Annotated in this window: 16 protein-coding genes and 1 other annotated feature; of the genes, 4 read left to right on the top strand and 12 right to left on the bottom strand. The window is 38.3% G+C overall.

Annotation, left to right across the window (positions count from 1 at the left end):
- Window positions 1-30: 30 nt before the first annotated feature.
- On the bottom strand, window positions 31-360 hold the full coding sequence (locus J2Z82_RS00745; protein ID WP_209478887.1) for an ArsR/SmtB family transcription factor: 330 nt from the start codon (window positions 358-360) through the stop codon (window positions 31-33).
- A gap of 181 nt (window positions 361-541) precedes the next feature.
- Between J2Z82_RS00745 and J2Z82_RS00750 the strand changes: the two genes are divergently transcribed.
- Window positions 542-1,453, top strand: coding sequence for a nuclease-related domain-containing protein (locus tag J2Z82_RS00750; protein WP_342453588.1), 912 nt, complete (start codon window positions 542-544; stop codon window positions 1,451-1,453).
- A gap of 276 nt (window positions 1,454-1,729) precedes the next feature.
- Here J2Z82_RS00750 and J2Z82_RS00755 read toward each other — a convergent pair whose 3' ends face one another.
- The 4 genes from J2Z82_RS00755 to fabF (J2Z82_RS00770) all read right to left on the bottom strand — a co-directional run bounded on the left by J2Z82_RS00755 (window position 1,730) and on the right by fabF (J2Z82_RS00770) (window position 6,775).
- Entirely contained in the window at window positions 1,730-2,917 is a 1,188-nt protein-coding gene (locus J2Z82_RS00755) for an amidohydrolase (protein ID WP_209478888.1), read from the bottom strand.
- Window positions 2,918-3,173: 256 nt separating this feature from the next.
- Window positions 3,174-3,638: an acyl-CoA thioesterase gene (locus tag J2Z82_RS00760; RefSeq protein WP_209478889.1), complete on the bottom strand. Its 465-nt coding sequence runs from the start codon at window positions 3,636-3,638 to the stop codon at window positions 3,174-3,176.
- A gap of 119 nt (window positions 3,639-3,757) precedes the next feature.
- Window positions 3,758-5,500, bottom strand: coding sequence for a class I adenylate-forming enzyme family protein (locus tag J2Z82_RS00765; protein ID WP_209478890.1), 1,743 nt, complete (start codon window positions 5,498-5,500; stop codon window positions 3,758-3,760).
- Window positions 5,501-5,545: 45 nt separating this feature from the next.
- Entirely contained in the window at window positions 5,546-6,775 is a 1,230-nt protein-coding gene (gene fabF / locus J2Z82_RS00770) for a beta-ketoacyl-ACP synthase II (RefSeq protein ID WP_209478891.1), read from the bottom strand.
- Window positions 6,776-6,960: 185 nt separating this feature from the next.
- Window positions 6,961-7,138: a binding site (T-box leader), on the top strand.
- A gap of 53 nt (window positions 7,139-7,191) precedes the next feature.
- Between fabF (J2Z82_RS00770) and trpS the strand changes: the two genes are divergently transcribed.
- The gene (trpS, locus tag J2Z82_RS00775) at window positions 7,192-8,187 is read left to right on the top strand and encodes a tryptophan--tRNA ligase (protein ID WP_209478892.1); all 996 of its coding nucleotides are present in this window, start codon (window positions 7,192-7,194) and stop codon (window positions 8,185-8,187) included.
- A gap of 186 nt (window positions 8,188-8,373) precedes the next feature.
- On the opposite strand, the gene J2Z82_RS00780 is transcribed toward trpS, so the two are convergent.
- The 6 genes from J2Z82_RS00780 to J2Z82_RS00805 form a co-directional block, all read right to left on the bottom strand.
- Window positions 8,374-9,135 carry a YjbA family protein gene (locus tag J2Z82_RS00780; protein ID WP_209478893.1) on the bottom strand — a complete coding sequence of 254 codons (762 nt, stop codon included), beginning with the start codon at window positions 9,133-9,135 and terminating at the stop codon, window positions 8,374-8,376.
- A 99-nt stretch (window positions 9,136-9,234) separates the two neighbouring features.
- Entirely contained in the window at window positions 9,235-9,441 is a 207-nt protein-coding gene (locus J2Z82_RS00785; protein ID WP_209478894.1) for a YuzI family membrane protein, read from the bottom strand.
- A gap of 238 nt (window positions 9,442-9,679) precedes the next feature.
- Entirely contained in the window at window positions 9,680-10,918 is a 1,239-nt protein-coding gene (fabF, locus tag J2Z82_RS00790; protein ID WP_209478895.1) for a beta-ketoacyl-ACP synthase II, read from the bottom strand.
- Window positions 10,919-10,947: 29 nt separating this feature from the next.
- The gene (locus J2Z82_RS00795) at window positions 10,948-11,886 is read right to left on the bottom strand and encodes a beta-ketoacyl-ACP synthase III (RefSeq protein ID WP_209478896.1); all 939 of its coding nucleotides are present in this window, start codon (window positions 11,884-11,886) and stop codon (window positions 10,948-10,950) included.
- Window positions 11,887-11,977: 91 nt separating this feature from the next.
- Entirely contained in the window at window positions 11,978-12,955 is a 978-nt protein-coding gene (locus tag J2Z82_RS00800; RefSeq protein ID WP_390313518.1) for a BMP family ABC transporter substrate-binding protein, read from the bottom strand.
- A gap of 86 nt (window positions 12,956-13,041) precedes the next feature.
- Window positions 13,042-13,611 carry a hypothetical protein gene (locus J2Z82_RS00805; protein ID WP_209478898.1) on the bottom strand — a complete coding sequence of 190 codons (570 nt, stop codon included), beginning with the start codon at window positions 13,609-13,611 and terminating at the stop codon, window positions 13,042-13,044.
- A gap of 336 nt (window positions 13,612-13,947) precedes the next feature.
- Between J2Z82_RS00805 and J2Z82_RS00810 the strand changes: the two genes are divergently transcribed.
- Entirely contained in the window at window positions 13,948-14,127 is a 180-nt protein-coding gene (locus J2Z82_RS00810; RefSeq protein ID WP_209478899.1) for a YjzD family protein, read from the top strand.
- Window positions 14,128-14,263: 136 nt separating this feature from the next.
- Here J2Z82_RS00810 and J2Z82_RS00815 read toward each other — a convergent pair whose 3' ends face one another.
- The gene (locus J2Z82_RS00815) at window positions 14,264-14,602 is read right to left on the bottom strand and encodes a hypothetical protein (RefSeq protein ID WP_209478900.1); all 339 of its coding nucleotides are present in this window, start codon (window positions 14,600-14,602) and stop codon (window positions 14,264-14,266) included.
- Window positions 14,603-14,696: 94 nt separating this feature from the next.
- On the opposite strand from J2Z82_RS00815, the gene J2Z82_RS00820 reads away from it, so the two are divergent.
- Window positions 14,697-15,521: an undecaprenyl-diphosphate phosphatase gene (locus J2Z82_RS00820; RefSeq protein ID WP_209478901.1), complete on the top strand. Its 825-nt coding sequence runs from the start codon at window positions 14,697-14,699 to the stop codon at window positions 15,519-15,521.
- Window positions 15,522-15,524 lie beyond the last annotated feature (3 nt).

Here is a 15,524-nt window from a genome sequence, read left to right on the forward strand (position 1 = left end):
CACTTCGCTCAACTTAGATGTACTATTTTGTTAATTATGACAAGCGTGATCTAATGTTTGTTTTAACATATTCATCACATGTTCATCATCATGAGAGTAATATAACGTCGTACCTTCTCTGCGATACTTAACTAATCGTAAATTTTTCAGGATGCGCAATTGATGTGAAACAGTTGACTGTCTAAGGTGCAGTGTCTCTGCAATCTCATTTACGGAGTATTCTTTATTAAATAGCAAATGGAGAATTCGAATCCTTGTTGGATCTCCTAATGCCTTGAAGGTTTGAGATACCACAAATAACGTTTCTTCATCCAGGTCTTTACTTATTTCGTTTTCTTCAGCTTCTTTATTTTCTTCCAATATATTTCCCTCGCCTTCCGTTTCAATTCAACAATATATATGTTTATATCGGTATATGTTCATATTATACTTATAATACAAACCCAATGTCAATAAATGCTTCATGCTCCTTTTGTATTCCATTTCAATATTCTATTATAGTATAATAAAACTAGATTCTATAAATAAGAGGAGGTGGACTATGCCTTATAAATCGCGTATGAAATCGAATGAATTAATAATCTTAGAATTATTAAGCAAACGAATGAATTTAGATAGCAAGGTAAGGCAGTACTATTTCAATCTAAAAAAAGGCTACGAAGGAGAGGTGTTATTTGATAGCTTAACAGAAAAACTACAGTGTGAATGCTTGATATTAAATGATTTGTTACTGATAGTAAATAATACCACATTCCAAATTGACTCCCTCATCATCATGGCAGGAAAGATCTATTTTTTTGAAGTGAAAAACTATAAAGGCGATTATTATTATGAGTATGATAAGCTATTCAAGAAACCCAACTTAGAAGTTATTAATCCATATCACCAATTGAGCAGAAGCGAATCCTTACTACGTCAGTTACTTCTCAGCCTCGGATTCAAACTCCAAATTGATGCTTCCATAGTCTTTATTAATCCTAAATTCACCTTATACCAAGCACCTCTAGATAAACCAATTATTTTTCCAACTCAAGTTAAGCAATACATGGAAAATTTAAATGTAATACCTTCAAAATTAACTGAAAGTCATAAAAAACTTGCAGAAAAATTATTGTCGTTGAATAACACAGATTCTCCTTATAAACAAATACCTTCCTACAATTATGACCAACTAAAAAAAGGGACTACCTGTGCTAAATGTGATTCATTTTCCGTGTCTATAATGAAAAGGAAATGTGTTTGTCACGACTGTGGAGATAGAGAGCCGATTACAAGCGCTGTATTAAGAAGTGTTAAAGAATTTAAGATTCTATTCCCCAATGGAAAGATTACTACCAATCTCATTCATGATTGGTGTCAAGTAGTGCAACCGAAAAGGACGATTCGAAAAATACTACCAACTTCCATATTGTCGGGGTTCATCAGTGGACTTACTACGAATAAAATTTTATGATGCCTTTAGTCCTTCATTACCTCGATGAAGGACTTTTTGCTGGCTTCAACTCCAGTTTTGCGCTCTCATCTCTTTCATGAGAACCCTTTCGACAGCTTCAACTCCACTTTTGCGCTCTCATCTCTTTCATGAGAACCTTTTCGACAGCTTCATCACCACTTTTGCGCTCTCATCCCTTTCATGAGAACCCTTTCGACAGCTTCAACTCCAGTTTTGCGCTCTCATCCCTCCGTAATCAGGGTGGCACTCCGGTTCATGTGCGACGAAACTAGTCATTTAATCCATTTCCAAATAACTGCAAGCAACATGACCCACTGATTTGGCTGCAACTAGTATCGCATCCTCGTCAATATCGAATTTGGGGTGGTGGTTGAAGTAAGGTTTTGCGACACCTTTTGGGGTACAACCAATAAAGAAGTAAGAACCAGGAATTTTTTCCAAGTAATACGCAAAATCATCTGATGGTGCCATCCTAGGAAATTCTTTGACTTCTGTAATGTCTTTATCCTTAACCCCTTCCAAGCTCCCTGCAACAAATGCAGTCAATTCAGGATCATTATATAATGGTGGATAGTCAGGTGTATACGTTAGTTCACAAGTTACCCCAAACAATTCTTCCAATCCATTCACAATCCGATGAAATTCCTTGTCGATAACTGCTTGTGTTTCATCATTCGAATAACGAATATCGCCTTCAAGCTCAATGCTGTCTTTAATAACGTTAAAGCTGCCTTTCCCATCAAATGAACCAATTGTTACGACACCAGTTGCCAGCGGGTCTACCCTGCGACTGATAATCGTTTGTACTGCAGTTACAAAGTAGGAACCTGCCACGATAGCGTCATTTGCTTTATGTGGGGATGATCCATGCCCTCCGCTTGCTTGTACCCGCAATTTAAAATAAGTACGTCCATTAAAAGAATATCCACTATGATAGCCAACTGTTCCTGCTTTCGCCATTGGTAATACATGAATGCCAAAGATTGCCTCTAATTCATCAAGTTTTCCAGAATCCATAATGCTTTTTGCACCACCAGGAGGCTGTTCCTCTGCGTGTTGATGAATAATTTTAATGGTTCCTTTGATGTTTTCCTTTAATCGGATGAGACAGTCGGCCAAAATTAACAGATATGCTGTATGGGCATCGTGTCCACACGCATGCATCACACCTTCAGTGCTTGATTTAAAAGGAACATCTGCTTCTTCTTTGATTGGCAACGCATCAAAATCAGCACGGAGTCCGATTGTTTTGCCCGGCAATTCCCCTTTTATCGTTACAATGATTCCAAGTCCATTTCCGACATTCGTTTCTACTTCAACATCCTTCCCATTGTAAAAATCGGCAATATAGGCTGCTGTTTTTTCTTCTTTAAAAGAAAGCTCAGGATGCTCATGTAAATAGCGACGAATCTTAATCATTTCATCTTCCTGTTCTTCAAGCATTGTCATTAATTCATTTCTCATCAAGTAAGGCCCCCTTTCAATTTTGGTTAGATAAAACAAGCCTAATGTGATTTGCCATTGTTGTTGAATTGAATAGAAATTAAGTATCATCCATATGTGTCATATTCTTTACTTTTTTTCATTAATTACAATGAAAACCGCTTGTAAAGATTTAATCATACCCATTTCGAGTCAAAAGTCACACCCAAAAATGACCATCAAATTGATGGTCAACTCTGGATTTTTTATTAAAACTGTCTTTTTCACTCGCTAATTTCTATATTAAATTTTGAAGAACAGTATAAACTTCAGGAGCAACTTTATTGATGCGTGCTGGTTTCCACTCCTGATTTACCCACATATGCATTGTTGAACCTTTTGCAAGCAGCTCTCCGAAAGGTTCAACTATTTCGTTCCCCTCGCTTCGTTTGAACTCCTCTTCACTAATTTTTCTGGCCTCATATAAAAACTCCAATCGCACTGGAGAAGCGTTAGCTATTTTCGTAAATATAGCGATACAATCGTCAAAGTGGGCAGACTTTTTATAATTCACATTTACATCTATTACCGGGAGAAGAAGACCTAGGAATTCCATCTTTTTATAAGCAATCCCGTAATGACGCATCCATTCGGTACGGCCAACTTCAAACCAGGTTACATAATTGCCATGATGTACGATGCCCATTTGGTCCGTGTCCTTATACTGGACACGCAACTTTTCTTGTTGCCAGGCTTCTGCCATTTTTTATTCCTCCCGTCATTAGAAAACTTGGCTTATCGCCAAGCCTTAATATAGATAAGCCTTAGTTGCGCTTATGCAGTAAGAAAGTATTTATACTTTCTTAACTGCTAAAAATTCCATCAATTACTTTTTGATAGTCTTTCTTCTGCTATTTCCGTTAAACGGAATTTCTGCACTTTTCCTGTGCTCGTCATTGGCCACTCAGAAGAATCTATAAACCAAATATGACGTGGAATTTTAAAACGGGCAAGGCGGGAAGAACACCAGTCTATAATATCCCTTCGTGTACAGGTCTCACCCTCTATTAATTCAATAAAACCAGCACCTATTTCTGTTGTTAGGGCGTCCGGTACGCCAATAACGCTTACTTGACTGACTGCTGGATGATGTGAGATCGCTATTTCCACCTCACGAGGAGATACCAACTCACCTGATACCTTATACATTTCTTTACTTCTGCCAAGCACCTGGATATATCCATTTTCGTCAATTCTTCCAACATCCCCTGTACGCAGCCATCCATCTTTATCAATTGTCTTTGCCGTTTCTTCCTGCTTTTTATAATAACCTCGGGTAACCGTAGCACCCCTAACTGCAAGTTCGCCGACAGAACCAGCAGGCAAATCTGCCCCGGTATCCCGATCAATCGTTTTATACTGTACTGCACTGCCATTAAATTCCGGAAGTCCACTGACCCCATTGAGCTTAGGACGTCCAACCCTTGAAGAAATGCGTTCAAGCTTATCACCAATTTCCGTCGTAACCCCTGATGACGCCACCTCTGTTTGACCATATCCAGTAATTATTTCGGTTAACCCAAGTACGTCTATTGCCTTTTTCCATACAGGAACTGGGGCTGGTGCTGCACCACACCACATGGCGAAAAGGTTGGATAAATCAAATTCAGAAACACGCGGGTGATTCAATAATGGGACCAATGTGGAAGGTACACACAGATAATCGTTTGCTTTGTGTTTCTCCATTAACTGCAGTGATAAAAGCGGAGATGCCCCAAGTGCTGATATGAACGAACCACCGACAAAGGACATCGCCAAAATCGCCTCAATAATAGCAAAGCAATGATAAAATGGCAGAGGCGCATATGTCACCCGCCCATCTTCAATTGCTCTGCTCATACATGTACCATATCCAGATTGAAGAAGCATATCATCTGTAAGCATTACACCTTTTGGGCTCCCGGTAGAACCGGATGTATACATTATGATAGCAACCTCATCTGGATAAAGGGACTCCCCCCACCTTTGTTCCAGTTCCTCATCTGTAACAGATTCTGAGCCTTTGATAAAGTCATCCCATGTTAGAAAATGATCTTTGATAGAATCCTGTTTTTCATTTTCAAAGCAAATAACTTGCTCTAACTCACTATTTTCTTGAAAATCCGCTTCATCCAGTAATTCAGAGATTGCTTCACCATGTTGTTTATCCTTTATCGTTTGCTCTAAAATTAAATATTGCGTGTCTGACTGGGAAATTATATATCTCAACTCATCCTTCGTGAGCATCCCATTGATTGGGATAAATACTGCTCCAACTAGAGAAGAGGCAATCATCAATGATGGAAATGTGGAATCATTATCCATTAAAACCGCCAAATGATCTCTTCGCTTCACCCCTAGTTTTATAAATGCCTTCGCATATTGAACAGCTCTGTCCCAGACTTCTCCATATGTGAATTCTTCATTATTTATGTAAATATAAGGCCTATCTTTATATTGACTGCATGCTTTTGAAAAGTGTCTCGCAATTGTATCCCGTGGCCATACTGGAAAAAGTTCCTCTAATACCTTTCGTCTTTCCGAAACACTCTGACTTAGAGTTGTTTCATTTGTGATTGAAGACATTCATATTCCTCCTTTATGTTTTTATGAAAAAAATATCGCAAAAAGTCAGCCCTTTTTAAAAGCAATAACAGCATTATGACCGCCAAATCCAAATCCATTGGATAAAGCAATAGTAATGTCACCTTTAACAGCTTTATTTCCTACATAATCCAAGTCACATTCTGGATCTGGACTTTTCAGATTTATCGTCGGCGGAAAAATATTTTCTGCTATACTTTTCAGTGTAATTATTGCCTCAATGGCTCCTGCTGCACCAAACAAATGACCTGTCATGGATTTCGTCGAACTGACTTTGAGATGTTGAGCATGTTCCCCAAAGGATTCTTTAATCGCTTTTGTCTCGGAAATATCACCCGCCGGAGTACTTGTCCCATGGACATTAATATAGTCTATATCTTCTGGCTGAACCTGTGCCCGCTCCATTGCCAGCTTCATCGCTTTTGCAGCTCCTTGAGAATCCGGCGCTGTAATATGGTATGCATCTGTTGTACTTCCATAACCGATAATTTCACCAAGTATAGGTGCACCACGATTTTTTGCATGTTCATATTCTTCCAAAAATAAAACACCTGCTCCCTCTGACATAACAAAGCCGTCACGGTTAAGGTCAAATGGACGAGAAGCCGTTTCAGGTGTGTCATTTTTCGTTGACATCGCACGCATTTTTGAAAACCCGGCAAAATAAAGTGGTGTAATGGTGGCCTCTGCCCCACCTGCTAAAATTGCATCTGAATATCCATGAGCAATATTTAAATAAGCTTCACCAATAGCATGATTGCTCGTCGCACAAGCAGAAACCGTTGCAAAGCTTGGTCCACGAAACCCTGTCTTAATCGCAACTAATCCCGAAGCTATATTATTTATAGACGTTGGGATTAAGAACGGAGACACCCGTTTCGCACCTTTTTCCAGCATTGTTTTATGATTATGTAATAGTGTTTGCAGACCTCCCGCACCGGAGCCAATATAAATTCCAACTCGATCCTTATCCACTGTATCCAAATCTATTTTTGACTGTGCCAATGCTTGCATTGCAGCAGCATACCCATATTGTGTGAACAAATCATACTGTTTTATTTCCTTAGCTTCAAGGTATTTCTCCCCATGAAAATCATCTATATAACCCGCAATTTTTGTGTTAATATCCTCATATTCCTCGGACTCCAACTGTTTAATGCCGGACTTTCCCTTCTTTATGTTATCCCAAAGGGTTTCAGTATCATTTCCTAGAGGTGAAATAGCACCCGTCCCTGTAACCACAACTCTACGTTTCAAGCTAACTCTTCCTTTCAACATTTCATAATTAGCGCTCAATTCATACCAGTATTTTATCATAATTGAAATTATTATGTTAATTTGTTAAACGGCTACCTGGACTATACTAGTAGTAGAAAAACTACACCATTTTTCTCGTACTTGATTTTCTCCACTATTATCATATATAATAAAGCAAATTAATAAATTTAGCGTTGACAAAGATAAAGTACAATTACCCTCTGGATTTTTAGAGAACTTGTGGCTGGTGGAAACAAGTACCAAGGTGAATTGGAATTGGACTTTCGAGCTAATCAACTTTTAAGTGATTCTATGTACAATGTAGAATAATCAGGGTGGCACCGCGGTTCATTCGTCCCTTTTCGATAGGGATAAATGGGCTTTTTTTAATGAAAAAAAACATTGGAGTGTGGAAAATGAAGACAATATTTTCTGGGATTCAACCTAGCGGGACATTAACGATTGGTAACTATTTAGGTGCAATTCAGCAATTTGTGGAGTTTCAGGAGGATCATGATTGCTACTTTTGTATCGTGGATGAGCATGCCATAACCGTACCTCAGGATCGACTGAAGCTAAGACAAAACATTCGTTCACTTGCAGCTTTATACCTTGCAGCTGGAATTAGTTCAGATAAATCAACCTTGTTCATTCAATCAGAAGTTCCAGCACATACACAGCTGGGCTGGATGCTGCAGTCCATCAGCTATATCGGCGAGCTGGAACGGATGACACAGTTTAAAGATAAATCAACTGGTAAAGAGACCGTTTCATCATCATTACTAACATATCCGCCACTAATGGCTGCAGATATTTTGTTGTATAAGACAGATATTGTTCCTGTTGGTGAGGATCAAAAACAGCATCTTGAACTGACACGAAATCTGGCACAACGTTTCAATAATAAATTCAATGACATTTTCACGATACCGGAAGTCCACATACCTAAAGTTGGCGCACGTATCATGTCATTGCAGGAACCAACAAGTAAAATGAGCAAGTCAGATGAAAATGAAAAAGCATTTATTTCCATGCTTGATGAACCAAAGAAAATTGAGAAAAAAATCAAAAGTGCTGTCACTGATTCAGAGGGGATTGTAAAATTTGATAAAGAAAATAAACCTGGCGTTTCCAACTTGATTACCATTTTGGCAAGCTGTACTGGCAAATCGGCGGAAACGATCGAAGCAGATTATGCCGGAAAGGGATATGGTGAATTCAAGCAGGATGTTGCGAATGCTGTTGTGGATGTACTGAAACCTATTCAGGAGCGCTACAACGAGTTAATCGATTCTGAAGCATTGGATGATATTTTAGATAAAGGGGCAGAAAAAGCTTCATTAATAGCTAATAAATCATTAGTAAAAGCTAAAAAGGCAATGGGATTAGGACGCGTAAAGAAAAAGCGATAATAAATAAGGGTGCTTCGATTTTAATTTATCGAAGCACCCTTTTTGTAAGCATTTACTGTGAACTTTATCGTTTTTATGTCGAACTTTATCTATTCTGCGTCGATCTTTATCGATTCCGGCAGCATGTTTATCGATCCCGTGTCGAACTTTATCTATTCAGCCATATCTACCGTAAAATTCCGCAATCTAATTCTGTTTCGATGTATTTTGCTCAGGAGCATGTTCAAGTTCCCACATTCTTTCCAAAAATGGTTGTCCTTTAATCATCTTACTGCACAATTCTTCATGCCCTATACTCCACCCTTGCTTAACTCCCTCATAAAGTGCTTCCCACACTTTATCCTCGTTCATATACCGGATATAAGGGTATTTTTTCGGATCCCATTCGGTCAGCCAGTAGCGAAGTTCTTCCAGGTTATTTGCAGTTCTCAATTGATCAAGGGCGATCATCAACAATTGCTTGAGCTGTCTTTCTCTACGCGTCAATCCATGAACAAGTTCTGGAGCCATCGAAAGCATATGATATTCTTTTTCGACTATTTCTCCTTCAAATTTAAACGATTCTGGTTTTGTGGTTTTAATCATATCAAACACAAGCTGCTCCTGACGTGGAATAAGTCTGCTTTTACGAATAGGGATCCGGTAGCCAATTGAATCAAAAGCGATTATATCCTTGCCATCCGTAACAACACACGCATAATCAAGCATGGTTCTCTCTTGGCCTTTGCGGACATATGCACGTTTATGAATCATATCAAGAAGTCCTTTAGGTAAATCATGCATGTCATTTTCTATGTAGTTATAAAGCACCTCAGATATGTATAGTAATGGAACTTGATCTAACAGCTCTATCCCGTCCTCTTTTCGCCATTCATGAAAATAGCAAACACTATAGCCATTTTCTTCACCTTCAAACCAATTAACCCAAACATCGTGTAAATACAACATAAACAACCCTCGTTTCTTTGCACTTTGTCTTTTTTAAAATGAAATCATTTAAAATACATTATGACCATCATGCAAAAAAATATTCGATTTGTGAGAAGTTTACATATTGTTAGGATATCGAAAAAGTGCAATTGCCATTAATACAAAGCCTATTGGTAAAAAATAACATTCCAGCCGTCCTGTTATAAAAATAAAATAATCCGCCCAGGAAATCCCTGAGGGCAAGAAATTCATGTATGCTATCGTTGTTACCCCACCTGTAACAGCTAGTCCAAAGCCTATCAAAAATAAAAAGACTGTACCCATTCATTTTCCACCACCCATGCTTGTCCAGTGTATTTTGTTTTATTTTATGCATAGGCATTGGAATACATGAATAGCTGTAGCAGATCGAGCCACGTCCTGTGGTGTCACCGGCACTAGTACGTCCTGTACGTCGGAGCTGGACGTCGCTGATTCGAAAGTCCAGTTATTCACAGCACTTAAATTAATTTCCTATACAATAAAAAAAAGCTGACCTCTCAAGGCCAGCCTTTTACTTAGACTAGTTAAACTTTTTAAAAATCAACGAAACATTATGTCCACCGAATCCTAGTGAATTACTCATCACGACGTTGACATCCTGCTTCCGAGATCCGTTGGTAACATAATCAAGATCACAATCCGGGTCTGGTGTTTCATAGTTCATTGTCCCGGGAATTTGACCGTCTGCAATCGATTTAATAGATATGACTGATTCAATACCACCAGCTGCTCCTAACAAATGCCCTGTCACACCTTTGGTCGATGATATTGGCAGTTTAGAAGCATATTCATCAAAAACCGTTTTGATTGCTACAGTTTCAAACTTATCATTAAGATGTGTACTTGTGCCGTGTGCATTCACATAGTCGACATCAGAAGGAGAAATCCCTGCATCTTTGATTGCATGCTGCATGGCACGTGCAGCTCCTTCGCCATTCTCTGCTGGAGCGGTAATGTGATAGGCATCGCCTGTAGCACCATAGCCAACAATCTCACCGTAAATGCTCGCACCACGTTCTTGTGCAGATTCTAGTGTTTCTAAAATTAGAATCCCTGCTCCTTCACCCATTACAAATCCATCACGATCTAAATCAAATGGTCGGCTTGCTTTTTTAGGATCTTCATTTGTTGATAAAGCTTTTGCCGAAGAAAAACCCGCAAATGCCATATTCGTTATCGGTGCTTCGGTTCCGCCTGCAATGATATAGTCTGCGTCACCACGTGCAATAGCTTTAAAAGCATCACCAATAGAATTTGCGCCTGATGCACATGCTGTTACAGTACATGAGTTAATTCCTTTTGCACCAAACTGGATGGATACTTGACCTGCTGCCATATCTGGAATCATCATTGGCACGAAGAAAGGACTTACACGACGGTATCCTTTTTCCATAAACTTCGTATGCTGATCTTCCAATGTTCCCATTCCACCAATGCCAGAACCAATCCAAACTCCAACTCGATTAGCATTATTTTCATCAATTGTCAGATTTGCATCATCAATTGCCATTTTAGAAGCAGCCACAGCATATTGTGTAAACAAATCCATCTTTCTCGCATCTTTCTTTTCCATGAAATGTGTTGGATCAAAATCCTTCACTTCTGCAGCTACATGAGCGGGAAAATCATCTTTATTAAGTCTTGTTATATAATCAATTCCAGAATTCCCTGCGACAACGTTATCCCACATTGTCTGTACATCATTTCCTACGGGGGAAACTGATCCGAGTCCTGTTATAACTACTCTTCTTTCCTCCATTGAGTATTCCTCCTATGACGTAAACTAAATTATTTGCCCCAGCGAAGCGCAATAGCACCCCACGTTAATCCTCCGCCGAAGCCAACTAAAACGACTAAATCATCATCTTTTATCTTACCACTCTTCACACCTTCAGATAAAGCTATTGGAATAGAAGCAGACGAATTATTTCCATATCGTTTAATGGAAGTCGCCATTTTTTCTTCGGAAATCCCTAATTTTTCACGGGCGGCTTCCATTATTCTAATATTCGCCTGGTGCGGTACTAAATAATCAACATCTTCTTTGTTGTATCCAGCTTGTTCAACGACATTTACCGACGAATCAGGCATTTGTCGGACAGCAAATTTAAATACTTCCCTGCCATTCATAATAAGGTGATCCTCATCATTCTGGTATAATTCTTTTCCGCCTGAACCATCTGCTCCAAGTTCAAATGACAGAATCCCTTTACCTTCTGAAACCGGTCCTACTACTGCAGCGCCTGCTCCATCACCAAAAAGCACACATGTATTACGGTCTGACCAATCGGTAATTTTAGAAAGTTTTTCGACGCCAACCACTAAAATGTTTTTATAAGCATTTGTTTCGATAAACTGTTTAGCTGTAACTACCCCGTACATAAATCCTGAACAGGCTGCACTTATGTCCATTGCTGCAGCTTTATTTGCTCCTAATCTGTCCTGGATCATACATGATACGGATGGAAACGGTGTATCTGGTGTTACAGTAGCAACAAGTATTAAATCAATATCTTCTGCCTTTACATTTGACTCTTTTAATGCTTCCTGCGCTGCAAAAAAGGCCATATCTGAAGTATTTATATCATCGCTTGCTATTCTGCGTTCTTCTATACCAGTTCTCGTTCTTATCCATTCATCGTTTGTATCAACAATTTTCTCCATATCCTTATTCGTCACTACGTTGGTTGGGACGTAATGTCCAGTGCCTAAAAGACCAACATCCATATTTTCATCCCCTTATAACTAATGTTAATATCAAATCTTATGACTTGGTACTAATTTTAATGCATTCTTTCCCAATGTGCAAGAAAAAGAATTAATCTGACTCTTGTTCATTTGGTAATAATCCAGTTTCCTTATACTCCTCAACTGCTTCCTTCATCTTATCCTTAAATTCCTCAGGGACATCCGGGCTATATTTTCCCAAAGAGATAACTTCATCCTTAAAATCAAACGTTAACACCCCACCACGAAGCTCTCCTTCATCAAATTTTTCCGCAGTAAGAACATATAATTTTTCAACATGCTGGATTGTACTTGTCAAAACAGTATTTTCAGCAATATCAGATTGATCCGAAACATATCCAATCGCATACAAGCCATCCTCACTTGCCTGTTTAATAATAGAAGCACTAAACATATCTCCAGTTGGGTAGAATACATCTACATTTTTGTTCTGCATTTGTTCATACTTTTCCAATGCAAGTTGACTTTCATTCCAGTTGTTCACATAACTTAAGTGTACCTCAACTTCCTGGTTCTGGTATTTTGCCCCTTCATAAAAACCCTCTATCTCAGGCTGCCATTCAAACGCTCCAACAACCCCTACATTATCCGTTTCGGTCATCCTTGCTGCAATCATTCCACCAAAAAAACCCATGGCATGTGAGTTGAAATTCAGACTCGTCAAATCTTCATCAAACTGACCACCATTAAAATAGACAAAATGAACATCTGGGTATGCTGTTGAAATATCTTTAAAGTGTTTCCCATATGTACTGCTATGTCCAAATATAAGGTTCACCCCTTGGTTAACCAGTTCATCAACTGCCTCGTTAACTTCTTGTTCGGTTTGAATACCTTCTTTGAAAAAAACATCAACATTAAACTCTTCCTCTATTTCAAGTAATCCCTGATATCCCTTTTTCCCCCATGGCTGATCATGAATAGATGTTTCAACCAGCATTCCCGCCTTCTGCAATTTACCTTGATCGAAATAATTTGAACATCCCGATAAAATCATAAATATAATAGCTGTTAATATAACAATGGCAACTTTTTTCAACGCGCGCACTCCAATCCGGATCAATGATTGCTTGTCTGTATTTTGGCCATAAACTGCTACATGGTAAATACCTTTACCTGTTAGCTTTCAGGATATTAATAAAAATCTTCAAATTTCTCATAGTGCTTTATAACCATTTTTAAATTTTCTTCTATAGTTCTATTGTTTCGAATGTAGACGGAATTTTCAAGTTTTATCTCCTCACTTTGTTTATTATTTATTGATTTTACTTCTAAGATTTCTGGTAATTGAGACGACTTTATCCACTGGGCAAGGCTTTTCATAAAGTCTCCTATATAAATTGCTTCATTCAAAAAAATATCCGAATCAAATGAAATAAACTTATTTTTATAGTACATTCCAGCTTTTTTCATAGGCATCCACTCACCAAAAAGTATTGGAAGGTTAATTCTATGGCTTGTATTCTGCTGCAGTGTTAAAACAAGTTGATCTTCTGTAATTTTAATTGTTCTATCATACGTTGCTTCTCTCTCCAAAGAAGATAAATGCTGGAATGATGCATTTCTTCCAACATACATGGACAGGTGTTCTTTTTTATCTGAGGATAAATCATCCACTCCATCTACTTCATTCCCATTCTCTAATAAACAATTAACAAGATGGAAGCCCATCCATTGAAAACAATTCTCTACCAAAAATAACATGAATACCCATCCTTCACTTTTATTCGTAACTAATAAATACTTTTATTTTTTATGTGGATTTGATAAACTATATGAGGAAAGTTTCACGAATCAGTACTTGTCGTAAAGAACAAAAGCGCAAGCGCCTGTTCAGCGCCGTATGGACTGGACTGACCCGTGTGAGATAAAGGATACACGAAGAGCGTAAGCAATTCGATGTTGACTTATCGTAGACACGGAGAGGGAAGTCCACTAGGCGCTAGGCGCTGGAGCTGGACGTCGCTGATTCGGAAGTCCAATTATCCACAGCGCTTAAATTTTATAATTTCCTATACAATAAAAAAAGAGGTGTAAATTATGCGGTTTCTACTTCCATTAGTTTGGGCACTTTTAATTAGTGGTGTTATTTCATACGTTTTAAGTAGTATGGCTGGCAACCCATTCAATTTGATGAACACAGTTATACTTGCCGTAATCGTTACAATAGCTATCAGCATTTTGGGTGAAGGTGCTTTAAAAAGTGAAAGAGAACAATAATATAATTTAAAATTTATTAGAAAACTTGGCATTAATTAGGCTTTTATGGCGAATGTCATAATTGTACTTAAGCAGTCATTTAAACTGTTGAAATGAACCCTTGCCTTCAAGGTGACGAATGGCAAGGGTTTTTGTTTTAATACCAGGGTAATACACTTAATGCAGTAAGTGCTGCCAAAGGTAAGATAAGTCGTCTGAATCTTCTTCTAGGATATCCGAACCCATAACCATAGCCATAACCGGGATACCCAAAACCAGGATACCCGAAACCAAATTGGCGCTGTTGCTGATCAGACGGGTATGCATTTGCATGCTGCTCATCTCCTTGCCCTATTGGAACTGCAACATACACATATTCATCATCAAGACCTGTTATGATACCATCTACTTTTGTTCCATCATTCATTTCAACCAGTACATAGGAATGCATATGGTTCTTACATAATTCAAACATTTGTTGATAATTCTGATTCATATTTTCAACCTCCTCACCAACTAGACTATTCAATTGCCTATAGGTTGGTGACTTGTTATGGTTGAAAATCCATCTTCGTTTGGGAGGAAATACTATGGAAGTAATAAATTCGCTTTGGGTATTAATAAAATATACTTTTTTAGGATTGATACAAGGTTTTACGGAGCCTATTCCGATTTCATCAAGCGGCCATCTTGTTATTTTACGCGAGCTGTTTGGTGTAACCGAGGTGAAAGGGCTATCGTTTGAAATACTGGTTAACTTTGGCTCACTTATTGCTGTCCTTGTTATTTATCGAAAAGATATATATCGGTTGGTTGAAAATGGGATTCGGTATATTTCAACAAAGGATAACGCTGCAAAAAGTGATTTTCAATTTATTCTGTTTCTCATTATCGCAACAATTCCAACTGGTATTCTCGGCATATTATTTGAAGATTATATTGAAGAAGAGTTAAGCACAGTATCCGTAATCGGTTATACACTACTTATAACTGGGCTAGCTTTATGGATTATCCGCAATTTACGCGGCAGTAAAAATGATAGTGATATAACCATAAAGGACGCAATTATTGTTGGTTTGGCTCAATCTGTCGCTCTAATACCAGGGATTAGTCGTTCAGGTGCTACCATTGTTGCAGCAATGCTCGTTGGCATGAAATCAGAAACTGCTTTGCGGTTCTCATTCCTGCTCTATATACCAGTTAGTTTAGGTATTACTCTTCTTTCTGCTGGTGATATTATAGGTGATGAAAATATTAGTGTGCTAGCGATACCATATATCCTGGCATTTGCGGCATCACTTGTTGCTTCCTATTATTCATTACGCTGGTTTATGAATGTAATGGCACGCGGAAACCTTAAATACTTCGCGTTCTATTGCTTTGTCGTAGGTATTCTTGTCATTCTTTTCCTATAATTA

Source organism: Virgibacillus litoralis (genome assembly GCF_017873675.1).
Taxonomy (GTDB): Bacteria; Bacillota; Bacilli; order Bacillales; family Amphibacillaceae; genus Lentibacillus; species Lentibacillus litoralis.

Bases quoted from the DNA above. Each gene is read 5' to 3' on its own strand.
- J2Z82_RS00750 (WP_342453588.1), top strand. From the start codon at position 542: ATGCCTTATAAATCGCGTATGAAATCGAATGAATTAATAATCTTAGAA.
- J2Z82_RS00755 (WP_209478888.1), bottom strand. From the start codon at position 2,917: ATGAGAAATGAATTAATGACAATGCTTGAAGAACAGGAAGATGAAATG.
- J2Z82_RS00760 (WP_209478889.1), bottom strand. From the start codon at position 3,638: ATGGCAGAAGCCTGGCAACAAGAAAAGTTGCGTGTCCAGTATAAGGAC.
- J2Z82_RS00765 (WP_209478890.1), bottom strand. From the start codon at position 5,500: ATGTCTTCAATCACAAATGAAACAACTCTAAGTCAGAGTGTTTCGGAA.
- trpS (WP_209478892.1), top strand. From the start codon at position 7,192: ATGAAGACAATATTTTCTGGGATTCAACCTAGCGGGACATTAACGATT.
- J2Z82_RS00780 (WP_209478893.1), bottom strand. From the start codon at position 9,135: ATGTTGTATTTACACGATGTTTGGGTTAATTGGTTTGAAGGTGAAGAA.
- J2Z82_RS00785 (WP_209478894.1), bottom strand. From the start codon at position 9,441: ATGGGTACAGTCTTTTTATTTTTGATAGGCTTTGGACTAGCTGTTACA.
- fabF (WP_209478895.1), bottom strand. From the start codon at position 10,918: ATGGAGGAAAGAAGAGTAGTTATAACAGGACTCGGATCAGTTTCCCCC.
- J2Z82_RS00795 (WP_209478896.1), bottom strand. From the start codon at position 11,886: ATGGATGTTGGTCTTTTAGGCACTGGACATTACGTCCCAACCAACGTA.
- J2Z82_RS00805 (WP_209478898.1), bottom strand. From the start codon at position 13,611: ATGTTATTTTTGGTAGAGAATTGTTTTCAATGGATGGGCTTCCATCTT.
- J2Z82_RS00810 (WP_209478899.1), top strand. From the start codon at position 13,948: ATGCGGTTTCTACTTCCATTAGTTTGGGCACTTTTAATTAGTGGTGTT.
- J2Z82_RS00815 (WP_209478900.1), bottom strand. From the start codon at position 14,602: ATGAATCAGAATTATCAACAAATGTTTGAATTATGTAAGAACCATATG.
- J2Z82_RS00820 (WP_209478901.1), top strand. From the start codon at position 14,697: ATGGAAGTAATAAATTCGCTTTGGGTATTAATAAAATATACTTTTTTA.